This is a genomic window from Brevibacterium sp. 50QC2O2 (assembly GCF_024580675.1).
Taxonomy (GTDB): domain Bacteria; phylum Actinomycetota; class Actinomycetes; order Actinomycetales; family Brevibacteriaceae; genus Brevibacterium; species Brevibacterium moorei.
In genome coordinates this window covers 54,200-74,648 of record NZ_JANIJZ010000002.1, presented here as the reverse complement: position 1 = coordinate 74,648, position 20,449 = coordinate 54,200, and the positions used below count along the sequence as shown (strand labels likewise).

General features: G+C 67.4%; 16 protein-coding genes. 7 read left to right on the top strand and 9 right to left on the bottom strand.

The window, feature by feature from the left end; translation table 11 throughout:
• The first annotated feature begins 40 nt into the window (after positions 1–40).
• Positions 41–1,627 (top strand): acyl-CoA carboxylase subunit beta, encoded by a 1,587-nt coding sequence (locus NQ038_RS01795; protein ID WP_257061691.1) that lies wholly within the window; start codon positions 41–43, stop codon positions 1,625–1,627.
• On the top strand, positions 1,624–1,845 hold the full coding sequence (locus tag NQ038_RS01790) for a hypothetical protein (protein WP_257061690.1): 222 nt from the start codon (positions 1,624–1,626) through the stop codon (positions 1,843–1,845). Before NQ038_RS01795 ends, NQ038_RS01790 begins: the two co-directional genes overlap by 4 nt.
• Before the next feature lie 25 nt (positions 1,846–1,870).
• Here NQ038_RS01790 and NQ038_RS01785 read toward each other — a convergent pair whose 3' ends face one another.
• Positions 1,871–3,085: an MFS transporter gene (locus NQ038_RS01785; protein WP_257048722.1), complete on the bottom strand. Its 1,215-nt coding sequence runs from the start codon at positions 3,083–3,085 to the stop codon at positions 1,871–1,873.
• 103 nt (positions 3,086–3,188) lie between these two features.
• Between NQ038_RS01785 and NQ038_RS01780 the strand changes: the two genes are divergently transcribed.
• Complete coding sequence (locus tag NQ038_RS01780; protein WP_257048723.1) at positions 3,189–4,886, top strand: DUF885 domain-containing protein; 1,698 nt, start codon at positions 3,189–3,191, stop codon at positions 4,884–4,886.
• Between the two features lie 93 nt (positions 4,887–4,979).
• Here the strand turns inward: NQ038_RS01780 and NQ038_RS01775 are convergent, their stop codons facing one another.
• From NQ038_RS01775 to NQ038_RS01760, 4 genes are all read right to left on the bottom strand, one after another.
• Positions 4,980–5,282 (bottom strand): hypothetical protein, encoded by a 303-nt coding sequence (locus tag NQ038_RS01775; RefSeq protein WP_257061689.1) that lies wholly within the window; start codon positions 5,280–5,282, stop codon positions 4,980–4,982.
• A gap of 6 nt (positions 5,283–5,288) precedes the next feature.
• Positions 5,289–6,137, bottom strand: a complete 849-nt coding sequence (locus NQ038_RS01770; protein ID WP_257048725.1) for a Bax inhibitor-1/YccA family protein — start codon at positions 6,135–6,137, stop codon at positions 5,289–5,291.
• 121 nt (positions 6,138–6,258) lie between these two features.
• Positions 6,259–7,359: an inositol-3-phosphate synthase gene (locus NQ038_RS01765; RefSeq protein ID WP_257048727.1), complete on the bottom strand. Its 1,101-nt coding sequence runs from the start codon at positions 7,357–7,359 to the stop codon at positions 6,259–6,261.
• Between the two features lie 53 nt (positions 7,360–7,412).
• Complete coding sequence (locus NQ038_RS01760; protein ID WP_257058502.1) at positions 7,413–9,005, bottom strand: peptide chain release factor 3; 1,593 nt, start codon at positions 9,003–9,005, stop codon at positions 7,413–7,415.
• A 61-nt stretch (positions 9,006–9,066) separates the two neighbouring features.
• On the opposite strand from NQ038_RS01760, the gene NQ038_RS01755 reads away from it, so the two are divergent.
• Positions 9,067–9,492 (top strand): hypothetical protein, encoded by a 426-nt coding sequence (locus NQ038_RS01755; protein WP_257058501.1) that lies wholly within the window; start codon positions 9,067–9,069, stop codon positions 9,490–9,492.
• Positions 9,493–9,540: 48 nt separating this feature from the next.
• Here the strand turns inward: NQ038_RS01755 and hrpA are convergent, their stop codons facing one another.
• Positions 9,541–13,815 carry an ATP-dependent RNA helicase HrpA gene (hrpA, locus tag NQ038_RS01750; protein ID WP_257061687.1) on the bottom strand — a complete coding sequence of 1,425 codons (4,275 nt, stop codon included), beginning with the start codon at positions 13,813–13,815 and terminating at the stop codon, positions 9,541–9,543.
• 132 nt (positions 13,816–13,947) lie between these two features.
• On the opposite strand from hrpA, the gene NQ038_RS01745 reads away from it, so the two are divergent.
• Positions 13,948–14,883 (top strand): AEC family transporter, encoded by a 936-nt coding sequence (locus NQ038_RS01745; protein ID WP_257048733.1) that lies wholly within the window; start codon positions 13,948–13,950, stop codon positions 14,881–14,883.
• 111 nt (positions 14,884–14,994) lie between these two features.
• Entirely contained in the window at positions 14,995–16,158 is a 1,164-nt protein-coding gene (locus tag NQ038_RS01740; RefSeq protein WP_257061686.1) for a TIGR01906 family membrane protein, read from the top strand.
• Between the two features lie 22 nt (positions 16,159–16,180).
• Here the strand turns inward: NQ038_RS01740 and ppk2 are convergent, their stop codons facing one another.
• The 3 genes from ppk2 to purF all read right to left on the bottom strand — a co-directional run bounded on the left by ppk2 (position 16,181) and on the right by purF (position 19,225).
• On the bottom strand, positions 16,181–17,083 hold the full coding sequence (gene ppk2, locus NQ038_RS01735) for a polyphosphate kinase 2 (protein WP_257048736.1): 903 nt from the start codon (positions 17,081–17,083) through the stop codon (positions 16,181–16,183).
• A 140-nt stretch (positions 17,084–17,223) separates the two neighbouring features.
• The gene (locus NQ038_RS01730) at positions 17,224–17,703 is read right to left on the bottom strand and encodes a DedA family protein (protein WP_257061685.1); all 480 of its coding nucleotides are present in this window, start codon (positions 17,701–17,703) and stop codon (positions 17,224–17,226) included.
• Between the two features lie 61 nt (positions 17,704–17,764).
• Complete coding sequence (purF, locus tag NQ038_RS01725) at positions 17,765–19,225, bottom strand: amidophosphoribosyltransferase (protein ID WP_257048738.1); 1,461 nt, start codon at positions 19,223–19,225, stop codon at positions 17,765–17,767.
• A gap of 47 nt (positions 19,226–19,272) precedes the next feature.
• On the opposite strand from purF, the gene NQ038_RS01720 reads away from it, so the two are divergent.
• Complete coding sequence (locus NQ038_RS01720; RefSeq protein ID WP_257061683.1) at positions 19,273–20,442, top strand: MFS transporter; 1,170 nt, start codon at positions 19,273–19,275, stop codon at positions 20,440–20,442.
• Positions 20,443–20,449: the final 7 nt, after the last annotated feature.

The following is a 20,449-nucleotide window of genomic DNA, read 5'->3' as shown; positions in this document are numbered from 1 at the left end:
CGGCATACAACGGCGGGGGTACGTGACTAGGGTGGAGGCCATGAGTTCAGAATCCTCACCGAAAACCACCGCGGCGAAACTCGCGGCTCTCATCGAGCGGCGCAGGCTGGCCCATGCGGGCAAGCAGACCGCCATCGACAAGCAGCATGCCAAGGGCAAGCAGACTGCCCGCGAACGCATCGATCAGCTGCTCGACGCGGGTTCCTTCCAGGAGATAGACGAATTCGTCCGCCACCACAACACCCAGTTCGGAATGGCGGCGAACCGGCCCGACGGTGACGGTGTGGTGTGTGGCCTGGGCACGATCGACGGGCGCACCGTGGCGGTGTTCGCCCACGATTTCACCGTCCTGGGCGGCTCCTTGGCCGAGGCCAACGGCCGCAAGATCGTCAAGGTCCAGAAACTGGCCCTCAAGCTGGGCTGCCCGATCATCGGTGTCAACGACTCCGGCGGCGCCAGGATCCAGGAGGGCGTGGGATCGATCGCCCTGTTCGCGGAGATCTTCCACTGGAACGTCCAGTCCTCCGGGGTGATCCCGCAGATCAGCCTGATCATGGGTCCCTCGGCCGGTGGAGCGGTCTACTCCCCCGCGCTGACCGACTTCACGATCATGGTCGACGGCACCAGTCACATGTACATCACCGGTCCCGATGTCATCAAGACCGTGACCGGCGAAGAGGTCGGCCATGAGGAGTTGGGCGGGGCCAGGACCCACAATTCGGTTTCGGGCAATGCCCACTATCTGGCCGCCGACGAGGCCGATGCACTGAACTATGTGCGCGATCTGCTCAGCTTCCTGCCGGGGAACAATATGGATCCGGCGCCCGCCACCGGGTATCCGGTCGACTTGGAGACCTCCGATGAGGATCGGGCCCTGGACACCCTGGTGCCCGACTCCCCCGCCCAGCCCTACGACATCCTCGACGTCGTGCGCACGGTACTCGACGACGGCGAGTTCCTGGAGGCCTCCGAACTGTTCGCGCCGAATGTCGTCACGGGTCTGGGCCGGGTCGAGGGACAGACGGTGGGTGTCATCGCGAACCAGCCGATGCAGCTGGCCGGTACCCTCGACATCGACGCCAGCGAGAAGGCGGCCCGGTTCGTCCGCTTCTGCGATGCCTTCAACATCCCGATCCTGACCTTCGTCGACGTGCCGGGCTTCCTACCGGGGACCGACCAGGAACTGGGTGGAATCATCCGGCGCGGGGCCAAACTCATCTACGCCTACGGTGAGGCCACCGTCCCGCTGATCACCCTGATCACGCGCAAGGCCTACGGCGGCGCGTACTGTGTGATGGGCTCCAAACAGCTGGGCGCCGACCTGAACCTGGCCTGGCCCACCGCGCAGATCGCCGTGATGGGCGCACAGGGTGCCGCCAACATCGTCTACCGCCGCAAGCTCAAGGATGCGCAGGACGCCGGCCTCGACGTCGAGGCGGTGCGCGCGGACCTGGTCGAGGAGTACGAGGACGCCCTGCTCAATCCCTATCTGGCGGCCGAGGAGGGCTACATCGACGCGGTGATCGCACCGGCCGAGACCCGCGCCCGGATCGTCCGCGGACTGCGCGCACTGCGCAACAAGCATGTGGCCGCGCCCGAGCGCAAGCACGGGAACATTCCGCTGTGACCGGCGCACAGGACTCCAACACCGCATCCCTGGACCCGGCGCTCGAACGACGCCTGGCCAAGCAGGCGGCCATCGCCGCCCTCGTCACCGTACGGCGCACGGTGGCGTTGCGCCAGGCACCGGAACCGGCCGCCACGCCGCGGGTGTTCGCAGCGCCTGCCAGGGGGATCCATGCCCCTGGCAGGCCGGCACGCGGTGGTTGGGCCCGCCGCTACTGAAGCACCGCGGCGGGGGTCCCGGTCCTCAGGCGCCGGGTCCCCCGCCCGCTGTGCCGGAACCTCGAGTACGACGACCGGGTCCACGGCCGTGGACCGCCGTGTACACGCCGAGCGCCAGGACGATCAGCACGGCCGCACAGACGTAGATGGCCCGGTCGCCGGCCCTACCCGAGACCCAGCCCAGGATGAGCGGGCCGATCCCGGTGCCCAAGTCGAGCATGAGGAAGAAGGTCGCCATCGCCACGCCGATCTGCGCGCGCCCGACCGCCTGCACGGCGATCGTCTGCATGATCGGCATAACCGAGCCGAACCCCACGCCCAGGGCGACTCCCGCCAGCACGATCTGCCAGGGCTCGTGCGCGAGCGCCAGGACCACCAGGCCCACCGCGAAGACCAGCAGCATTGGATAGGCCACCGCGTTGTCGCCGCGCGCATCCTGCATCCGGCCGACCGTCAGACGGGCTGCGAAGGTCGCGCAGGCATAGGCGAAGAAGAACCAGCCCGCTGCCTGCGCCATGCCGTGGGCCGTGACGAATGGCTGGAGGAATGTCAGCACCCCGGAATACGCCATTCCGGCCAAGAACATCACCAGGGCGATCGGCAGGGCGCCGGGGGCCACGATGCTGGCCGCGGACAGCCGCCACTTCCCCGCGATCTCCTCGGCACCGGGGGTGCGTTCGGGCACTCGCATGCACAGCAGCGCCAGCAGTCCACCCAGGGAGACCAGGGCCGAGGTGATGAACAACCAGTCATAGCCGGCAGCCGCGGTGATCGCCACGGCGCACAGCGGCCCGACCGCCGTGGCCAGGGATGTGGCCAGACCGAAGTAGCCGGTGCCCTCGCCCCGGCGGGAGTCGGGAATCAGACTCTGCGCGATCGTCATAAGCACTGTGTGGCCCAATCCGTAGCCGGCCCCATGGACCAGTCGGACCAGGATCAACAGCCACACCCCGCCCGCTGCGATGTAGAGCAGCGAAAGGACGATCGAGGACGCCAGGACGATCAGCAGCAGGCGCTTGCGCCCCATGAAGTCCATATACTTGCCGACGACGATCCGGCCGGCGACCGCCCCGACGATATAGGCGCTCGAGGCCAGACCCGCCACGGCCGCCCCGGCGTGGAAGCGCCCGGCCGCGTAGCCGGCCAGGGAGGTCATGAGCATGTAGAACAAAAGGCTGAGGAACAGGCTGACGACCAGCGAGAGATTGAAGTCCTTGGTCCACAGCCGCGCTCTATCCACCCGGGCAGTCTAATCAGCCGGGGCGGGGACCACCTGCCGTGTCCACCGGCTGAACCAGCGCACCGACTCCCCTACCCCAGCGGGGGCCGGTAGGCTTTCGACTATGACTGACGAAACTCGCACCCCGTCCCCCATCGACGCGATAGCCGAGGACTACTCGGCCCGGATGCTGGCGCTGTCGCCCGGCCTGCGCGTCTCCCTGGGCGTCGAGGGCGACCCCCATGCCCTCGACGATTATTCCCCGGCCGGAGCCGCCGCGGTGGACGAACTCAATGCCGCGACCCTGACCGCCCTGGACCGGGAACAGGCCGCGCACCGCGACGAGCTCGACGACGTCGACGCGGTGACGCTCGACGCGATGCGCGAACGCCTGGGCGTCGAACGCGAGCTCCACGCCCGCGGACTCGACGTGGGTGTGCTCAACAACATCGCCTCGCCCGCCCAGGACATTCGCGATCTGTTCGATCTGGTGCCCACCGAGACCGCCGCCGACTGGGCCGCCAGCGCCGGGAAACTCCGCTCGGTGGCCGGCGCCCTGGCCGGCTACGAGGAGTCCCTGCGAGTCGCCCTCGCAGCCGGCAGGGCGCCTGCCGTCCGCCAGGTGCGCGCGGTGATGGCCCAGGCCACCGAGGTGGCCCGCTCCGGCGGATCCTTCGACGCCTTCGTCTCCGGCGAGACCGTGCCAGAGGCCCTGCGCGGCGAGCTCGCCGATGCCGCGGCCCAGGCCAAGGGCGCCTATGCCGGTTTCAAGACCTTCCTGGAGACCGCGGTGCTGCCGCACGCGCGCACGCAGGATGCGGCGGGCCGGGAGGACTACGCCCTGTACAGCCGCGAGTTCTTGGGCGCGAGCGTGGACCTCGACGAGACCTACCAGTGGGGCCTGGAGCAGGTGGCCGAACTCGACGCCGAACAGCGCCGGGTCGCGCAGCTGCTCTACCCGGGCGAGGATCTGAGCGTGCGCGCGACACTCGAGCGCCTGGATGCGGATCCGGCGCGCAAGATCCACGGCCTCGACGCCCTGCGGACGTGGATGCAGGAGACCGCGGATCAGGCGATCGCGCAGCTCGACGGCACGCATTTCGACATCCCCGAGGACCTCAAGCGGATCGAGGCGATGGTCCTGCCCAATGGCACCGGCGGCATCTACTACACGGGTCCCACCGATGACTTCTCCAGGCCGGGGCGCATGTGGTGGTCGGTGCCCGCCGGAGTCGAGGAGTTCTCCACTTGGCAGGAGCTCACGACCGTCTACCACGAGGGCGTGCCGGGGCACCATCTGCAGTTGGGGACGGCTGTGCAGATGAAGGACCGCCTCAACATGTGGCGGCGCAATCTGTGCTGGGTCTCCGGCCACGGAGAGGGCTGGGCCCTGTACGCGGAGAAGTTCATGGCCGAACAGGGCTTCATGGAAGAGCCGGGGAACTATATGGGCACCTTGGATTCGCAGCGGTTGCGGGCGGCCAGGGTCGTCGTCGACCTGGGCGTCCACCTGGGCAAGAAGGCCCCTGCCGAATACGGCGGCGGGATCTGGGACGCCGAGAAGGCGTGGAAGTACCTGACCGACAATGTCGCGATGGAGCGGAACTTCCTGCGCTACGAACTCGACCGGTACCTGGGGTGGCCCGGCCAGGCGCCCAGCTATAAGATCGGGCAGCGCCTGTGGGAGTCCGCCCGTGACACGGCGCGGGCCAAGGCGCAGGCGGCCGGCCGGGAGTTCAGCCTCAAGGACTTCCACACCAGGGCCCTGGCGCTGGGCTCGGTCGGCCTGGACACTCTGACCCGGGCACTCGAGCGCGACTGAGACTTCCGGTGGCGGGAGCCGGGTGCGGATACGGCAGTGGCCGGGCAGAACACGGGGTTCTGCCCGGCCACTGCCGGTTCGACTGCGTGGGCCCTAGATATCGCCGAGGTCCCGGCGCAGCCCGGCGGCTAGTTCGCCTCCGGCGGCGCACCAGGCGTCCTGTGCCCCGCACTCCGGCAGACAGTCGCGCAACATCACCAGCAGCTGGTCGGGCAGTGCGCGCTGTCCGTAGTCGGGGACCGGACGGGCATCGGAGGTCAGCGCGCTCAGCTCCACCAGGACCGCGCGCACCAGGGGCCCGGCCGCCGTCATCTGCGCCGGCGTCAGCCCGGCCAGGCGGATGCGCAGGCGGCGGATCTCCTGTTCCAGGACCTCAGCCGCCGAATCGCTCAACACCACCGATCAGTCGTTGCCGCGCAGATAGGACAGCAGGCGCAGGATCTCGACGTAGAGCCACACCAGGGTGGTCATGAGCGAGAAGGCGCACAGCCAGGAGTACTTCTCCGGGATCCGGTTGACCACGCCCTGTTCGATCATCTGGAAGTCCGATACCAGGGTCATGGCCGCCAGCACTGTGGCGACCAGGCCGATGATGACGCCCAGGGGCATGTCGATGCCCATGATGCTGATCTGCACACTGCGGGCGTTCATCGCGCCGCCGGAGAAGATCGAGAAGAAGAAGTTGACGATCGAGAACACGGCATAACCGCCCACGGCGATCATCAGGAACTTCAGGAAGCCCCCGGACATCCGGACCTTGGCGAACTTGAACAGGCAGAACATGACGGCGAAGACACTCAGGGTGGCCAGCACCGCCTGCACCACGATGCCGCCGTAGAGGGACTCGAACAGCTTGGAGATGCCGCCGAGGAACATGCCCTCGAATACCGCATAGCCCAGGATCAGGCCCTTCGAGGGCTCCTTCTTGAAGGCGTTGACCAGGCCCAGGACCAGCCCGACGATGGCACCCACCAGCATCAGCTGGGGAATGAACCAGCCCACGGCCGCGCCGACGAGCAGGATGCCGAAGCAGGCCAGCGACTTCATGAAGACGTCATCGTAGGTCATCGCGCGTTCGGGCTGTGCCGGTGCCGCCTGATAGGCGGGCATCTGGAACTGCTGGTCGAGCTGCTGGGCACTGGGCGCGCCCGGCTGGTACGAGGCGGGGCCGGCCTGGTGGCCCTGCGGGATCATGTGACGGGAGTCGGAGACTCCCTGGCGGACGGTCCGGTCCATAAGGGGGTTGCCCATGTGGTGCTCTCCTGTTGTGTGGTGCTTTGGTCCACAATTCTATGGGCGCAGCCTGGCAAAAGAATCAACACCCCTTGGTTATATAACCAAGGGGTGTTGATTCTTCAGCAGGCGGTGGGACTCAGCGTTCGATGTCCCCACGGATGAACGCCTCCACGGCGTTCTTGTTCGTGTCGTCGTCGCGCTGTTCGGGCGGCGACTTCATGAAGTAGGCGCTCGGCGAGATCAGCGCACCGCCGATCCCCCGGTCCAGACCGATCTTGGCCGCGCGCACCGCGTCGATGATGACGCCGGCGGAGTTCGGGGAATCCCAGACCTCCAGCTTGTACTCCAGCGACACCGGGGCATCGCCGAAGTTGCGGCCCTCGAGGCGGACGAATGCCCATTTGCGATCGTCGAGCCAGGCGACGTAGTCGCTGGGGCCGATGTGGACATTGCGGTCGGCCTGCTTGCCGGCGAAGTCGCTGTTGTGCAGGTTCGAGGTCACGGCCTGGGTCTTGGAGATCTTCTTCGACTCCAGGCGTTCGCGCTCCAACATGTTCTTGAAGTCCATGTTGCCGCCCACGTTGAGCTGATACGTCCGGTCCAAGGTCACGCCACGGTCCTCGAACAGCTTGGCCATCACCCGGTGGGTGATGGTCGCGCCGATCTGGCTCTTGATGTCATCGCCGACGATCGGCACGCCGGCCGCTTTGAACTTCTCGTCCCATTCCTTGGTGCCGGCGATGAACACCGGCAGGGCGTTGACGAAGGCGACATGGGCGTCGATCGCGGCCTGGGCGTAGTGCTCCACGGCCTGCTGCGAGCCCACGGGCAAATAGCACACCAGCACGTCGACCTTGGCGTCGCGCAGCGCCTGCGCCACATCGACGGGTTCGGCGTCGGATTCGACGATGGTGTCGCGGTAGTAGCGGCCCAGACCGTCGAGGGTCGGACCGCGCATGACCTCCACACCCGTGGGCGGGACGTCGGCGATGTGGATCGTGTTGTTCTCGCTGGCGCCGATGGCCTCGGCGATGTCCACGCCGACCTTCTTACCATCGACGTCGAAGCCGGCGACGAACTGCAGATCGCCGACGTGGTAGTCACCGAACTGGACGTGCATCAGACCCGGGACCTGCGAGGTCGGGTCCGCGTCCTTGTAGTATTCGACGCCCTGGATGAGCGAGGATGCGCAATTGCCCAGACCGGCAATCGCCACGCGAATAGGATTGTGTGCCACTTGGCGGATTCTCCTTGTAATAGGCAAGACGGTTCAATAGTACTCAGTATCGCTCAGGACACGACAAGCGGTTCGAGCACCAGCTCGGGGTGCTCGCGCTGGACTCCCTGCAGACGCCAGCGGTCGGAGAACAGGGCCAGCAGTTCGCCGTCGGAACGCGAGAGCACCTCGACCGAGCGCTCACGCGCCAGGGTGGGCACAGCCTCGGGCGTCGTGCGACGGGCCAGCGAGAAGTTCAGCCTCTCCATCTTCACCGGAGCATGGAACTCGTGTACCATCCGGTCCTCGGCCACCTCGAACTGCATGGGACCCACCGCGCCGAGCACCGGTGCTTGGTCCCCGCGCAGGTCCGAGCGCAGCACCTGCACGACGCCCTCGTGGTCGAGCTGTTCGATCCCACGGCGGAACTGCTTGTACTTCGAGGAGTCCTGCGCGCGGATGACCATGAAGTGCTCGGGGGCGAAGGTGGGGATCGGCGGGTACTCCACCCGGTCGTCCAGATATAGCGAATCCCCCACCCGCAGGGCCGAGGCGTTGACCAGGCCCACCACGTCACCGGGCCAGGCCTCGTCGATGACCTCGCGGTCGCGCCCGAAGACCTGCTGGGCGTACTTGGTGGCGAACGGCTTGCCGGAGGCGGCGTGGGTGACGACCATCCCACGCTCGAACACACCCGAGCACACCCGGATATAGGCCAGGCGGTCGCGGTGGTGCGAGTCCATGCCCGCCTGCACTTTGAACACGAACCCGGAGAACGCGGAGTCCACCGGGCGCACACCACCGGCGACGTCCGTGCGCGGCAGGGCTGCCGGTGCCAGGTCCACCAGCGTGTCAAGCAGCTTGTGCACACCGAAGTTGAGCACCGCGGAGGCGAACATCACAGGTGTCGTCTCGCCTGCCAGGAAGCGCTCCTGATCATGGTTCTGCTCTTCCAAGTCCAACAGTTCGGATTCGTCCACGGCCGTCGTCCAGGCCTCGGACTCGAGTTCCAGGGCGGCGTCCGCGTCCATCGTCTGTTCTTCGGCGATGCGGGCGCCGGCGTCGTTGCGCGTGTACTTCGTATACGTTCCCGAGGTCCGGTCCAGCACCCCGCGGAAGTCCCCCGACTGCCCCACCGGCCAGGTCAGTGGCGTTGGCAGCATTCCGGTGCGCTCGAGGATCTCGTCCATCAGCTCGAGGGCGTCGATGCCGGGCCTGTCCCACTTGTTGATGACCGTGATGATCGGCAGGTTGCGGTGCTTGCAGACTTCGAAGAGCTTCATCGTCTGCGTCTCCAGGCCCTTGGCCGCATCGACGAGCATAACGGTGCAGTCGACTGAGGAGAGCACCCGATAGGTGTCCTCGGAGAAGTCGGCGTGGCCGGGAGTGTCGATGAGGTTGATGACGCAGTCGCGGTATTCGAACTGCAGCGCGGCCGAGGAGATCGAGATGCCGCGGTCCTGTTCCATCTGCATCCAGTCGGACACGGTGGCCCGGCGGCCCGCCTTGCCGTGAGTGGCGCCTGCCTGGCCGATGACGCGGGCGTGCAGTGCCAGGGCCTCGGTCAACGTGGACTTACCGGCGTCGGGGTGCGAAATGACGGCGAAGGTGCGCCGGCGCGCGGCCTGGTCACGGATTTCCTTGGGGGTATGGGTCTGCGAGCTCACCGGACCATTCTACGTTGACTGTCCAGCCGGAACACATGCGTCCCCGCTAAGCTGTGGGGCCGTGACCGATCACCATTCGAACCGCACGCGTTCCACCCGCACCCGCGCTGCATACCGGCCGACTGACGAGCACGTCCGGATCGCCGCCGATCCCGAAGCCGGGCGCAGACGGCTGAACTGGATCCCACCGCTCGTAGCCGCTGTCATCTCGATCCCGCTGCTGTGGCTGGCGATTCGCTTCTCCCTGCTGGCGACTTCGACGATGCGCGATATCGTGCTGCTCAACGACGCCCCCGGTACCGGTTTCACCATCGGCATGTACATCTACTCCGCCTGCGGCTGGCTGGCCCTGGCCGGCGTCCTGGCCTGCCTGTTCATCGCCCTGTTGCGCGGCACCCGGCGCTGGCGGATCTGGTGGTCCGCCGGCGCCCTGGCATTCGCGTTGGCCGTCCCGGCCAGTTGGCTGGCCCTGGGCTGGGTGTTCTGAGCACCTCCGCCGAGGCCGCGGCCGCCTTGGGCGCTCAGGCGGCCGGTCTCACAGCTTCGCCAGCGCCTTGGCGATCCGCTGTTCGCTCACGGTATGGGCCGTGCCCAGGTGCGGGGCGAACAGGGACACCCGCAGTTCCTCCACGTCCCACAGCACGTCCTGCCAGGGTTCGGGCAGCAGATTCGACCGCGTCCGGATATCGGCAGCGTGTTCGGCACCCAGGGTGTTGCGCGCCTTCTTCTCCACCTGCTCTGCAACCAGGGTGACTCGGTCCATCAGCTGCTTGTCACGGGCCGCCTGCTGTCCCAGGCGCTCGGCCCTGTGCGCCGCGGCCTGCAGGTAGACGGGCAGGCGGTCGAGCCTGTCAGCGGCCGTTTCCACGAACACGCCCGGATGGACCAGCCGGCTCAGCTGATTGCCGATATCGGACAGGTTCGCCAGGATCGCCAGCGATTGCGAACCACTGACCAGTTTCGCGGCCTCATCGTGCAGTGTGTAGATCCGCACTGCTTGGGCCAGGGAACGCTCGACGGCGGCGACGATGCCCTCGTTGACGGTCCGGATCAGGGTGTGGAACTGCTCGGCCGTTCGCACCGGCACCCCCGCCAGCGGATCCTCGCTCCGGCTCGCCGCCGCCTGGCCTACCAGTCGGTACACCGCAGCGTACAGAGCGCCTGTCAGCGGATCGTTCGCCTTGTCCCGGTGCCCGCCGAGGAGCAGTTTGTCCTTATTGCTCAGCGTGCCGGACGCATAGTCCAGGGCATCGGACGAGCGCAGGGCGATGAGCCGGGCCAGCCCCCGCAGCTGATTGCGGTGTGCGTCGCCTGCGTGGGCGTAGGCGTGCAGGGACACGCTCGTGCCATCGTCGTGCAGTCCGGGCATGAGTACCCGTTTGCCCGCCTGTGCGCGCTCCGGGATGGTCCCGAAGACCCAGTCAACGGCATCGCGCACGGGCGTGAAGGCAATCGGCTGCGTGGTGGCCGCAGCGCCGACAGCACGCTTGCCGCTTGTCACCGCACCCTGCCGACCGGACTTCGGTGCGGCATTGCCCGTGGGCGCGGCACCCGCGGTGTCCTGATTCGCGCGGCGCTCGTTCTCCTCGGCCAGCCGCGCGGAGAGCTCGACGACATCGGTGCCCCGTGCCACGGTCCGTTTGCGCTTGCCGCGCCCGGTGGTGAACTCGAAGCCCATCCGCAGGTGCGCGGGCACCCGGGCCAGGTCGAAATCGGCCGGGGCGACCGTGATCGGCACCAGATCGTGCAACTCGCCACCACCGGCGCGTGCGGTCAGTTCGGCGGCCAGCACCTCGGTCAGTTCTCCTTCGTAGGGCCGCAGACCGGGCAGGATCTGGGCTGCGACGTCCGGGGCGGGCACGAAGTAGCGGCGTTTGGCCTTGGGCAGTGAGCGGATCAGCGCCGTGACGAGTTCGGCGCGCAACCCCGGCACCTGCCAGGAGAACACGCGGGGATCGAAGGCGCCGGCTGCCGATGCCGGGATCTCAACGGTCACGCCGTCGGCATTCGTGCCGGGATCGTATGCGTAGTGCAGCCGGGCGGTGGCGCCCGGCAGTGCCCATTCCAGCGGATAGTCGGCGGCCACATCGCCGGTGGTCGCCTCCTGGGCCAGGAGCTGCTCGACCCGCAGGTCCAGCAGGTGCTTGTCCGGCTCCTTCTTCCACCAGGCGTCGAAGTGGGCGCCGGAGACCACGGTAGCCGGCAGCCGGGCGTCGTAGAACTCGAAGAGCACGTCGTCGGCCGCCAGCATCCGGCGGTCGCGCACCCGGCTGGCGAGCTCCTCTGCCTCGGCGATGATCCTGGCGTTGTGTCGCAGGAAGCCGTGGCGGGCGTTCCAGTCGCCGGCGATGAGCGCCTCGCGGATGAAGATCTCCCGGCTGTAGGCCGGATCGATCCGGCCGTAGCCCACCTGTTTATCGCTGATCAGGGTGAGCCCGTAGAGACTCATCCGGTCGAAGGCCATGACCGAGGCATTGCGCTTGGACCAGTGCGGTTCCAGGTACTGGTGCTTGATCAGGTCCCCGGCCACGGCCACGACCCACTCGGGCTCGATCTGCGCGACCGTGCGTGCCCACAGGCGCGAGGTCTCCACAAGTTCCGCGGCCATCACCAGATCCGGATTGCGCTTGAACAGGGCGGATCCGGGGAAGATCGCGAATTTCGTCCCGCGCACCCCGTTGTAGTCGCGCCCGTCGACCTGCTTCTGCCCGATCATGGACAGAAGCCCCGTCAGCAGGGCCTGGTGCAGGGCGACCTCCTGTGGCCCATAGCTCGACTTGGCGCCCTTGTCAGCCCGCCCGACCGCGTCTGCTCCCGCCGGGCCGGGGGCCACTGCCGCCCCCGAAGACAGGCGCCGGGCGTCGGGCCGGTCGATGTGGATACCGGCATTGCCCAACAGCGAGCGCAGCTGATGGACGAAGTCCTGCCATTCGCGGATCCGCACGAAGTGGAGGAATTCGGCCTTGCACATCTTGCGGAACTTCGAGGTCGACAGTTCATGACTCTGCTCGGTGATGTAGTCCCACAGGGCCAGCCAGCTCAAGAAGTCGCTACGCGGGCGGGTGAACCGCGCGTGCAGGCCCTTCGCCTTCTCGCGTTCCTCCTGGGGGCGTTCGCGCGGATCCTGAATGGACAGGGCCGCGACGATGACGGCGGCCTCCGCCCCGCAACCGGCCTCGGCTCCGGCCAGCAGGATCCGGCCCATCCGCGGGTCGATCGGCAGGCGGGCCAAGGTGTGGCCCAGCTTGGTCAGCCGCAGTCGTGCGGTCCCGCCGGGGCCCTGGGCACCAGAGCCCCTCGCCGTGTGATCGCCGGTTTCCTCGCGCAGCGCACCCAGTTCGGTGAGCATGCCGATGCCCTCGCGCACCGCGCGGGAGTCCGGTTTGGTCAGGAACGGGAATCCCAGCACCTCAGCGGCAGAGGCCGCCAGGCCCAGAGAGCACATGGACAGCACGACGCTGGCCAGGTTGGTCCGCAGGATCTCCGGATCCGTGAACTCGGGACGGGTCGCGAAGTCCTCTTCGGAGTACAGGCGGATGCAGATGCCGTCGCTGGTGCGCCCCGAGCGGCCCTTGCGCTGGTTCGCGCTCGCCTGGCTGATCCGCTCGATCGGCAGGCGCTGGACCTTGGTGCGCGGGGAGTAACGGGAGATCCGGGCGGTGCCGGCGTCGATGACGTATTTGATACCGGGGACCGTCAGGGATGTCTCCGCCACGTTCGTCGCCAGGACCAGCCGGGGGTTGGAGTGCCGGGCGAAGACCCGCTGCTGGTCCGCGGTGGAGAGCCTGCCGAACAGCGGCACGACTTCCCACCGTGAGTCGATGCCGCGCAGCCGGGAGATATGGGAGCCCAGTGCGTCGGCGGTATCGCGGATCTCCCGCTCACCGGACAGGAACACCAGGATGTCGCCGGGGGCCTCGCCGCGCAGTTCATCGAAGGCCGCGAGAACGCCCTCGGTCTGGTCGGCCGGCACATCGGCCAGCGGGTCGTGGTCCGGGTCGGCTTCCGGATCGTGTGCCGCGGCCTCGCGCGCGTCCTGCCCCACCGGGCGATAGCGGACCTCGACCGGGTAGGTCCGGCCCGACACGCTGATCACAGGCGCCGGTTCCCCGGCGGGCGTGGCGAAATGGGTTGCGAAGGACTCCGGGTCGATCGTCGCCGAGGTGATGATGAGTTTGAGGTCTGGACGTTTGGGCAGCAGCCGGGCCAGGAAACCCAGCAGGAAGTCGATGTTGAGGCTGCGCTCGTGTGCCTCGTCGATGATGATGACCTGGTAGTCGCGCAGGTACTTGTCGTGTTGGAGTTCGGCCAACAGGATGCCGTCGGTCATCACCTTGACGCGGGTGGCGTCGGTGACCTCCGCTGTGAAGCGGACCTGGTAGCCGATGCCCTTGCCCAGTTCCAGCTCGGTCTCCTCGGCCAGGCGGGCCGCCACCGCGCGCGCGGCGATGCGCCGGGGCTGAGTGTGGCCGATCAGCCCATCGACGCCCAGTCCCAATTCCATACAGAGTTTGGGAATCTGCGTGGTCTTGCCCGAACCGGTCTCGCCTGCGATGACGACCACCTGGTTGTCCCTGATCGCGGCGAGGAGTTCATCGTGGGCGGCGCTCACCGGAAGTTGTGCCGGGTACTCCAGGCGTGGGTGCACAGCGGCCCTGGCGGCGGCCCGGCGCTCCCGCACCTCCTTCGACCGGTGCGCGCTGCGCTGTTCAAGGCGGCGCTGTTCAAGGCGGCCCCGGCCGTTCCCCCGGCGGGGCCGGTGGTGCTTGGTCTTGGGCTGCGCAGGGGGCTGGGGCGACTCGTCGTTCATATCCCCTCCAGTCTACCGGCGCGCTCCGCCACTCGGCTCGTCATCCGGCCGTAACACCTCGGTCGGTAGGGTTGTCTGGAAATCACACGAAGATCACATGCGATACGGCTGCGGCACGGGAGTGGAACGGAATTGATTGGAGCATTAGAGGGCTTCGGCGTCATCGCCGTGATGATCGCCGCCGGTTGGATCCTGGGACGGTCGGGAATCCTGGGCGACAGCGGGCAGAAGGTCTTGGCCTCCACCGTCTTCTACGTCGGCAATCCGGCCCTGCTCTACATGACCCTGGCCTCCACCCCGCTGGACATCGTGTTCAACCAGGCACTGCTGGCCACCGCCGGGTCCTCGATCATCCTGGCCATTGCGCTGTTCGTGTTCACCGTGTCCATCAGAAAGCGCGGGGTGGGCGAGGGCGTCGTCAGCGCCTGGGCCGTCAGCTACGTCAACATCGGCAATCTGGGCATCCCGATCGCCGCCTATGTGCTGGGCACCCTGCAGTACGTCGCCCCCGTCATGCTCTTCCAACTGGTCATCCTGGCGCCGGTGGGGATGGCGATTCTCGACGCGGCCAGAGCCAAACGGGTGGGGGCCACCGACCGGCGCTGGTGGACCCCGGTGCTGGCCGTCGCCCGCAATCCCATCCTGTGGGGCGCGGGTCTGGGCATCGTCGCCTCGGCCACCGGCTTCGCCCTGCCCCCGGTCCTCCACGATCCGATCGAGATGTTGGGCAATACCGCGGTCCCCCTGACCCTCATGGCCTTCGGCATCTCGCTCAAAGACGGCTGGGCGGGGCCCAAACCGGGCACTCGCACCCAGCTGAGCGTGATGACGGCTGCCAAGCTGATCGTCCAACCGGTGTTGGCCTGGCTGATCGGCGGACCCCTGCTGGGCATCGAGGGCAGGGATCTCCTGGCCATCGTCGTCACCTCGGCCCTGCCCACTGCCCAGAACGTCTACGTCTACGCCCTGCAGTACCGCCAATCGGAGACCCTGACCCGCGACATCGTGTTCATCACCACCGTGCTCAGCGTGCCCGTGATCATCGTCTGCGCGCTGCTCTTCGGCTGAGCCGCTGCCTCGACCCGCACATCCCGCATCGTGCCACCAGGACGGCACGACTTCCCTCCTGGCCGCGTGTCATTGCCGACATTGTGTCCCACGAGCGGTGAGAATGGTCCCGTGGCTAGCAACGATTCCAAGAAATCCGACGACCTCGTGTCGCAGCGTATGAACTCGGGAGCTCACGACGAGCCCGAGTCGGCGCCCACCGGGGCCGCCGCCGACGCGCCCGCGAAGTCGGACTACTTCGACGACGAGGAGACGCAGGCCTTCCAGGCGTTCCCCGCCGAGCCCAAGCCGGCCAAGGCCGACATCCCCGCGGGTTTCAGCTCCGAGGAGTGGGGCCTGGTGTCCTCGCCGATCGATGCCGATGACGACCGGACCCAGGTGATCCCCACTCCGCAGATCAGACCGGCCATGGGGGTCAAACGGGGTGCCGCCCGGACGGATGCGACCCCGGCACCCGCCGGCCCGGCCACGGGTGGGATGGCCGTCGTCGCAGGCCCCGCCACCGGTGGGCTGCCCGTCCAAGCCGCGGAACCGGCCGCCGAGGCCGCGAGCCGGCAGCCTGGCACGGTCAAGCGCCACTATGGCTTCTTCGACGTGGTGGCCAGCGCCTGGCTGACGATCGCCACGCCGCTGGTCCTCCTGGCGCTGGCCGTGCGCGCGGTGGCCAGCGGCACATTCCTCAAATTCGAGTACTTCTACCGGCCCGGCTTCCCTGCCGATGCCTATGGATTCTCCTCGGACGACCGGTTGCACTATGCCAGCTACACCGTGGACTATCTGACGAACGTGGACGGTGCCCGCTATCTGCGCGACATCGTGCTCGCCGGCGGCATGCAGGCGTTCAAGGACGAGGAGATCGCGCACATGGCCGACGTCAAAGCGCTCATCTCCCTGCTGTTCTTCCTGGGGATCGTCGGGGTCCTGGGCGGGATCATCGCCTGGCTGTACCTCTCCCGCAAGGGCGGCCCCGGCATGCGCATGGGCATCCGGTTCGGCTCGATCCTCACCCTGGCGATCGCCGTGCTGGTGGCGGTCGTCGCACTGACCGGCTTCGACCGTTTCTTCTCCGGTTTCCACCAGGTCTTCTTCTCCGCGGGAACCTGGCAGTTCTACATCGACGACACACTGATCAGATTGTTCCCGGAGACGTTCTGGGTCGACGGGGCGATCACCGCGGGCCTGATCCTGGTGCTGGGCTCGCTGGTTCTCCTGTGGTGCTCGCTGATCGGCTACAAGAAGCGCAGGGCCGACCGCCAGGAACTCAAGCAGCGCTAGCGGCCGCCGAACCCGCGTACACTCAGTCGCCCACCGACTCGATTCCGCGCATCACCAGCTTGGGATCGGGCGGGTAGACGATCGAGGTGTCCTTGCCCTCGTAGTCGAACTTGTTGAGGAAGTAGCGGATCGCATTGAGCCTGGCCCGCTTCTTGTCATTGGACTTGATCACGATCCACGGGGCGTCGTCGGTGTCCGTGCGCAGGAAGGTCTGTTCCTTCGCGTGGGTGTAATCGTCCCACCGGCCCAAGGATTCCAGGTCCATCGGAGAGAGCTTCCACTGCCGGGCTGGGTCGATCTGGCGGATGGCGAAGCGGGTGCGCTGCTCGTGTTCGGTCACGGAGAACCAGAACTTGGTGACGTGGATGCCGGAGTCGATGAGCATCTTCTCGAACACAGGGGCCTGCTGCATGAAGGACTCGTATTCCTCGTCCGTGCAGAAGCCCATGACGCGTTCGACATTGGCCCGGTTGTACCAGGACCTGTCGAACATGACGATCTCACCGCTGGTCGGCAGGTGCTTGATATAGCGCTGGAAGTACCATTGCCCGCTTTCCTCCTCCGTGGGCTTGTTCAAGGCGACCACGCGGGCCGCGCGCGGGTTGAGGTGTTCGGTGAAGCGCTTGATCGTGCCTCCCTTGCCCGCGGCGTCGCGGCCCTCGAAGACGATGACGTGGCGTTCGCCGGCGTCCTGTGCCGAGTACTGCAGCTTGAGCAGTTCGATCTGGAGCTTGTACTTCTCCAGCTCATAGGTCTCCCTGTCGAGGCGTTCCTCGTATGGATAGCCCTCGTGCCAGGTCTCCACCGCAGCGCCGCCCGGATCGATGAGTTCGGGATCGGCGGTGTGCCCGTTCTTGACCGTGTAGCCCTCGGTCCGCAGCTTGTCGATGTATTCGCGTAGATTCTCACGTGGCGGAGTGAACACCGTGCACCTCTTTCTCTTATCCCCAGAATAATAGGGACACAGGGTGAACGGCAGGTGGCCAATGGGTTCTGAGACGGTGCAGCGCGGCCGGTGAGACGCCGGCTGAGACCGATGCCGGACCTCGGGCAGCATCACCGGCGTCAGTCCTCCGGTGGCCGGGCACGGTGTCGCACCAGGACGAGGGCCGTCAGTGCAACCACCACCACGGCGCCGATGCACAGTGTGGCCACGGGCCACCGGGTGTAGGCCGCGCCCACCGCCGCGAACCCGGCGATTCCGATCGTGGCGAAGATCAGGGCCCAGCAGGCCCCGCCGATGGCCAGGGCCGGCAGGTAGCGGGCCAGGGGCATCCGGGCAGCACCCGCGGCCAGGTTCGCCATTGTCTGGAAGCCGACGGTCAGGAAGCTGGCGGCGACCAGGGGTGCGCCCCACCTGCCCACCAGCGTTTCGGCGCGCCGGTACCTGTGCGAGGTGAAGACCCGTTGGATCCGGGGGAACCGGCCCGCGCCGGCCCTGGCCAGCCGGCCCAGCAGGTAGGTGGAGCCGGCCCGTACCAGGACGATGCCGAACAAAGCGGCCCAGGTCAGGACCAGGGGCGCTTCCCAGGTCAGTGGGTTCATCGTCTAGTCCGCATCGAGCGCCCGGCCTCCTGCTCCGGGCGGATGCTCGGCGGCCGGAGTCTCAGGACAGCTGGTTGGCCTCCACCCATTCCAGGTACTCCTCGTTCACGTCTCCGGTGATGTAGTCGCCGGTGAAGCAGCTGGTCTCCAGCCGGGTCAGATCCGAGCCGTCGATGATCCCGTCGACCATATCGTCCACGGTCTGATAGACGACCGCATCGGAGCCCAGGGCCTGAGAGATCTGTGGGATCGTGCGACCGGCGGCGATCAGCTCGGAACGGCTGGGCATGTTGATCCCATAGACGTGAGGATAGCGCACGGGCGGGGCGGCCGAGGTGAAGGTCACCTTGTTCGCACCCACCTGGCGGGTCATCTCCACGATCTCCGTGCTGGTGGTGCCGCGCACGATCGAATCGTCGACGACCAACACGTTCTTGCCCTTGAATTCGCTGGCCAGGGCGTTGAGCTTCTGCCGGACGCTCTTCTTGCGCTGTTCCTGGCCGGGCATGATGAAGGTCCTGCCCACATAGCGGTTCTTGTAGTAGCCCTCGCGGTACTCGACGCCCAGTTTCTTGGCGACCTCCATCGCCGCAGGACGCGCGGAGTCCGGGATCGGCATGATGACGTCGATGTCACCGGCGGGAACCTCACGGGCGATCTGATCGGCCAGCTTCTCCCCCAGGCGCAGGCGGGATTCGTAGACGTTGATGCCGTTCATCACGGAGTCCGGCCGGGCCAGGTAGACGTACTCGAAGGAGCACGGGATGAGCACAGGGGATTCGTGGGTCTGGCGCAACTCGAGTGAGCCGTCGACACCGATGAACACGGCCTCGCCAGGGGCGATGTCGCGGACGATCTCGTATCCGGTGGCGGTCAGGGCGACGGATTCGCTGGCGACCATCCATTCGGTCTGCCCGCCGCCGACGGCCTCGCGCCGGCCCAGCACCAGGGGGCGGATGCCGAAGGGATCGCGGAAGGCCAGCAGTCCATGGCCGGCGATCAGGGCGATGACGGCATAGGAGCCGCGCACCCGGCGGTGGGTGTTGGCCACGGCCTTGAACAGCTGGTCGTTGTCCAAACCTGCACCGGAGACCTGCTGCTGCAGTTCGGAGCCCAGCACGTTGAGCAGCATCTCGGTATCGCTGCCGGTGTTGACGTGGCGCATGTCCCGCGTCGCCAGTTCGACTTCCAGCTCACGGGTGTTGGTCAGATTGCCGTTGTGCACCAGGACGATGCCGTAGGGCGCGTTGACGTAGAAGGGCTGGGCCTCGAGTTCATTGGCCGCTTCGCCCCGGGTGGCGTAGCGGACGTGGCCCAGGCCGACATTGCCCAGCAGTGAGCGCATGTCACGGGTGCGGAAGGCCTCTTTGACCTGTCCCTGTCCCTTGCGCATGTGCACATGGGGGCCGGACATCGTGGCGATGCCCGTCGAATCCTGTCCCCGGTGCTGGAGCAGACCCAGCGCATCGTAGACCTGCTGATTGACACTGGTAGTCGAAACGATGCCGACGATTCCGCACACGGAGAGCCCCACTTGCTGGACAACGGATTACCTATAAAGATTAGCTGGTGCGCAGGAATTTGTGGAACGAGGATTACACACCGGACCCGAACGCGGGGTTCGCCCGCTGGGTACTGGCCTTCGGGACCTTCGGAGTGCCCCAGGCCGCCGCGCCCATCGCTTTCTCACTGCTGGCCCTGTCGCTGACCGGATCGGCCGATCACGGCTCCTGGGTGGTGTTGGCGATGACGCTGGCGCAGATCGCCGGCGCCGTCCCGGTGGCCCGCGCCGGCCGCGGCCATCCCCTGGTGCGCTACACCCGCCTGCTGATGATCGTGCGCACCGGCGCCCTGCTGGCGGCGACCGTGCTGGCAGCGGCCGGGGCGACGCTGTGGGCGATCGCTCTGGCCGCCGGCTGCGCCGGACTGGTCAATGGGGCCGCGCACGGCTGCCTGCGCGCGGTGCTCAACCATCTGGTCGGCCCCGGCCGGATCCCGCGGGCGCTGGGCCTGGGAGCGACGCTGAACGAGGTGACCTTCGCCTCCTCGCCGGTCATCGTCTCCGTGATCGGGGCCTACTCGCCGGTCGCCGCCATCGGCGCCATCGCGGTGCTCGGCACGGTTCCGCTGTTCCTCGTGCCCTCGGTCCAAGCGCCTCCGGCCACGGCGTCCACCGTGTCCTCCCGCACTCTGCTGCGGCCCGGAATCCTGCTGTGGCTGTTCTGCTGCCTGGCCACCTCGGCGTCGACCGCCGGGGTCGAGGTCGGTGCCGTGTCCCTGGCCCTGCGCTTCTCCCTGGCCCCGGCGGCCGGCGCGCTGTTCGCACTGGTGCTGTGTCTGGCCTCGATCTCGGGCGGCCTGTGGGTCACCGCCCGCAACCGGCAGGCGCAGCCGCGGGCGGTGATCGCGTACCTGCTGGGCACCTCGGTCGGGGCCGTGTTTGTGTGGGGTGGCTGGACCCTGGTCACGACCCTGGTCGGCGCCGTGCTCATCGGCTTCTTCATCCCGGTGCTGGGCACGCACTATTCGCTGGTGCTCGACCGTCTGGCCCCACCGCAGCTGCGCGCCGAGGCCTTCTCCCTGTTGCGCACCGCGAGCGCAGTGGGCGTCATCGCCACCTCCGGAGTGCTGGCGATCGCGGGCCTGGACTGGGCCCTGGGCGTGTGCGCGGGCCTGGTCGTGGTGACCACGGTGCTGGTGGCTGTGTCCGGACGGCGACCGCCGAACACATCCGCCTGAGACACGA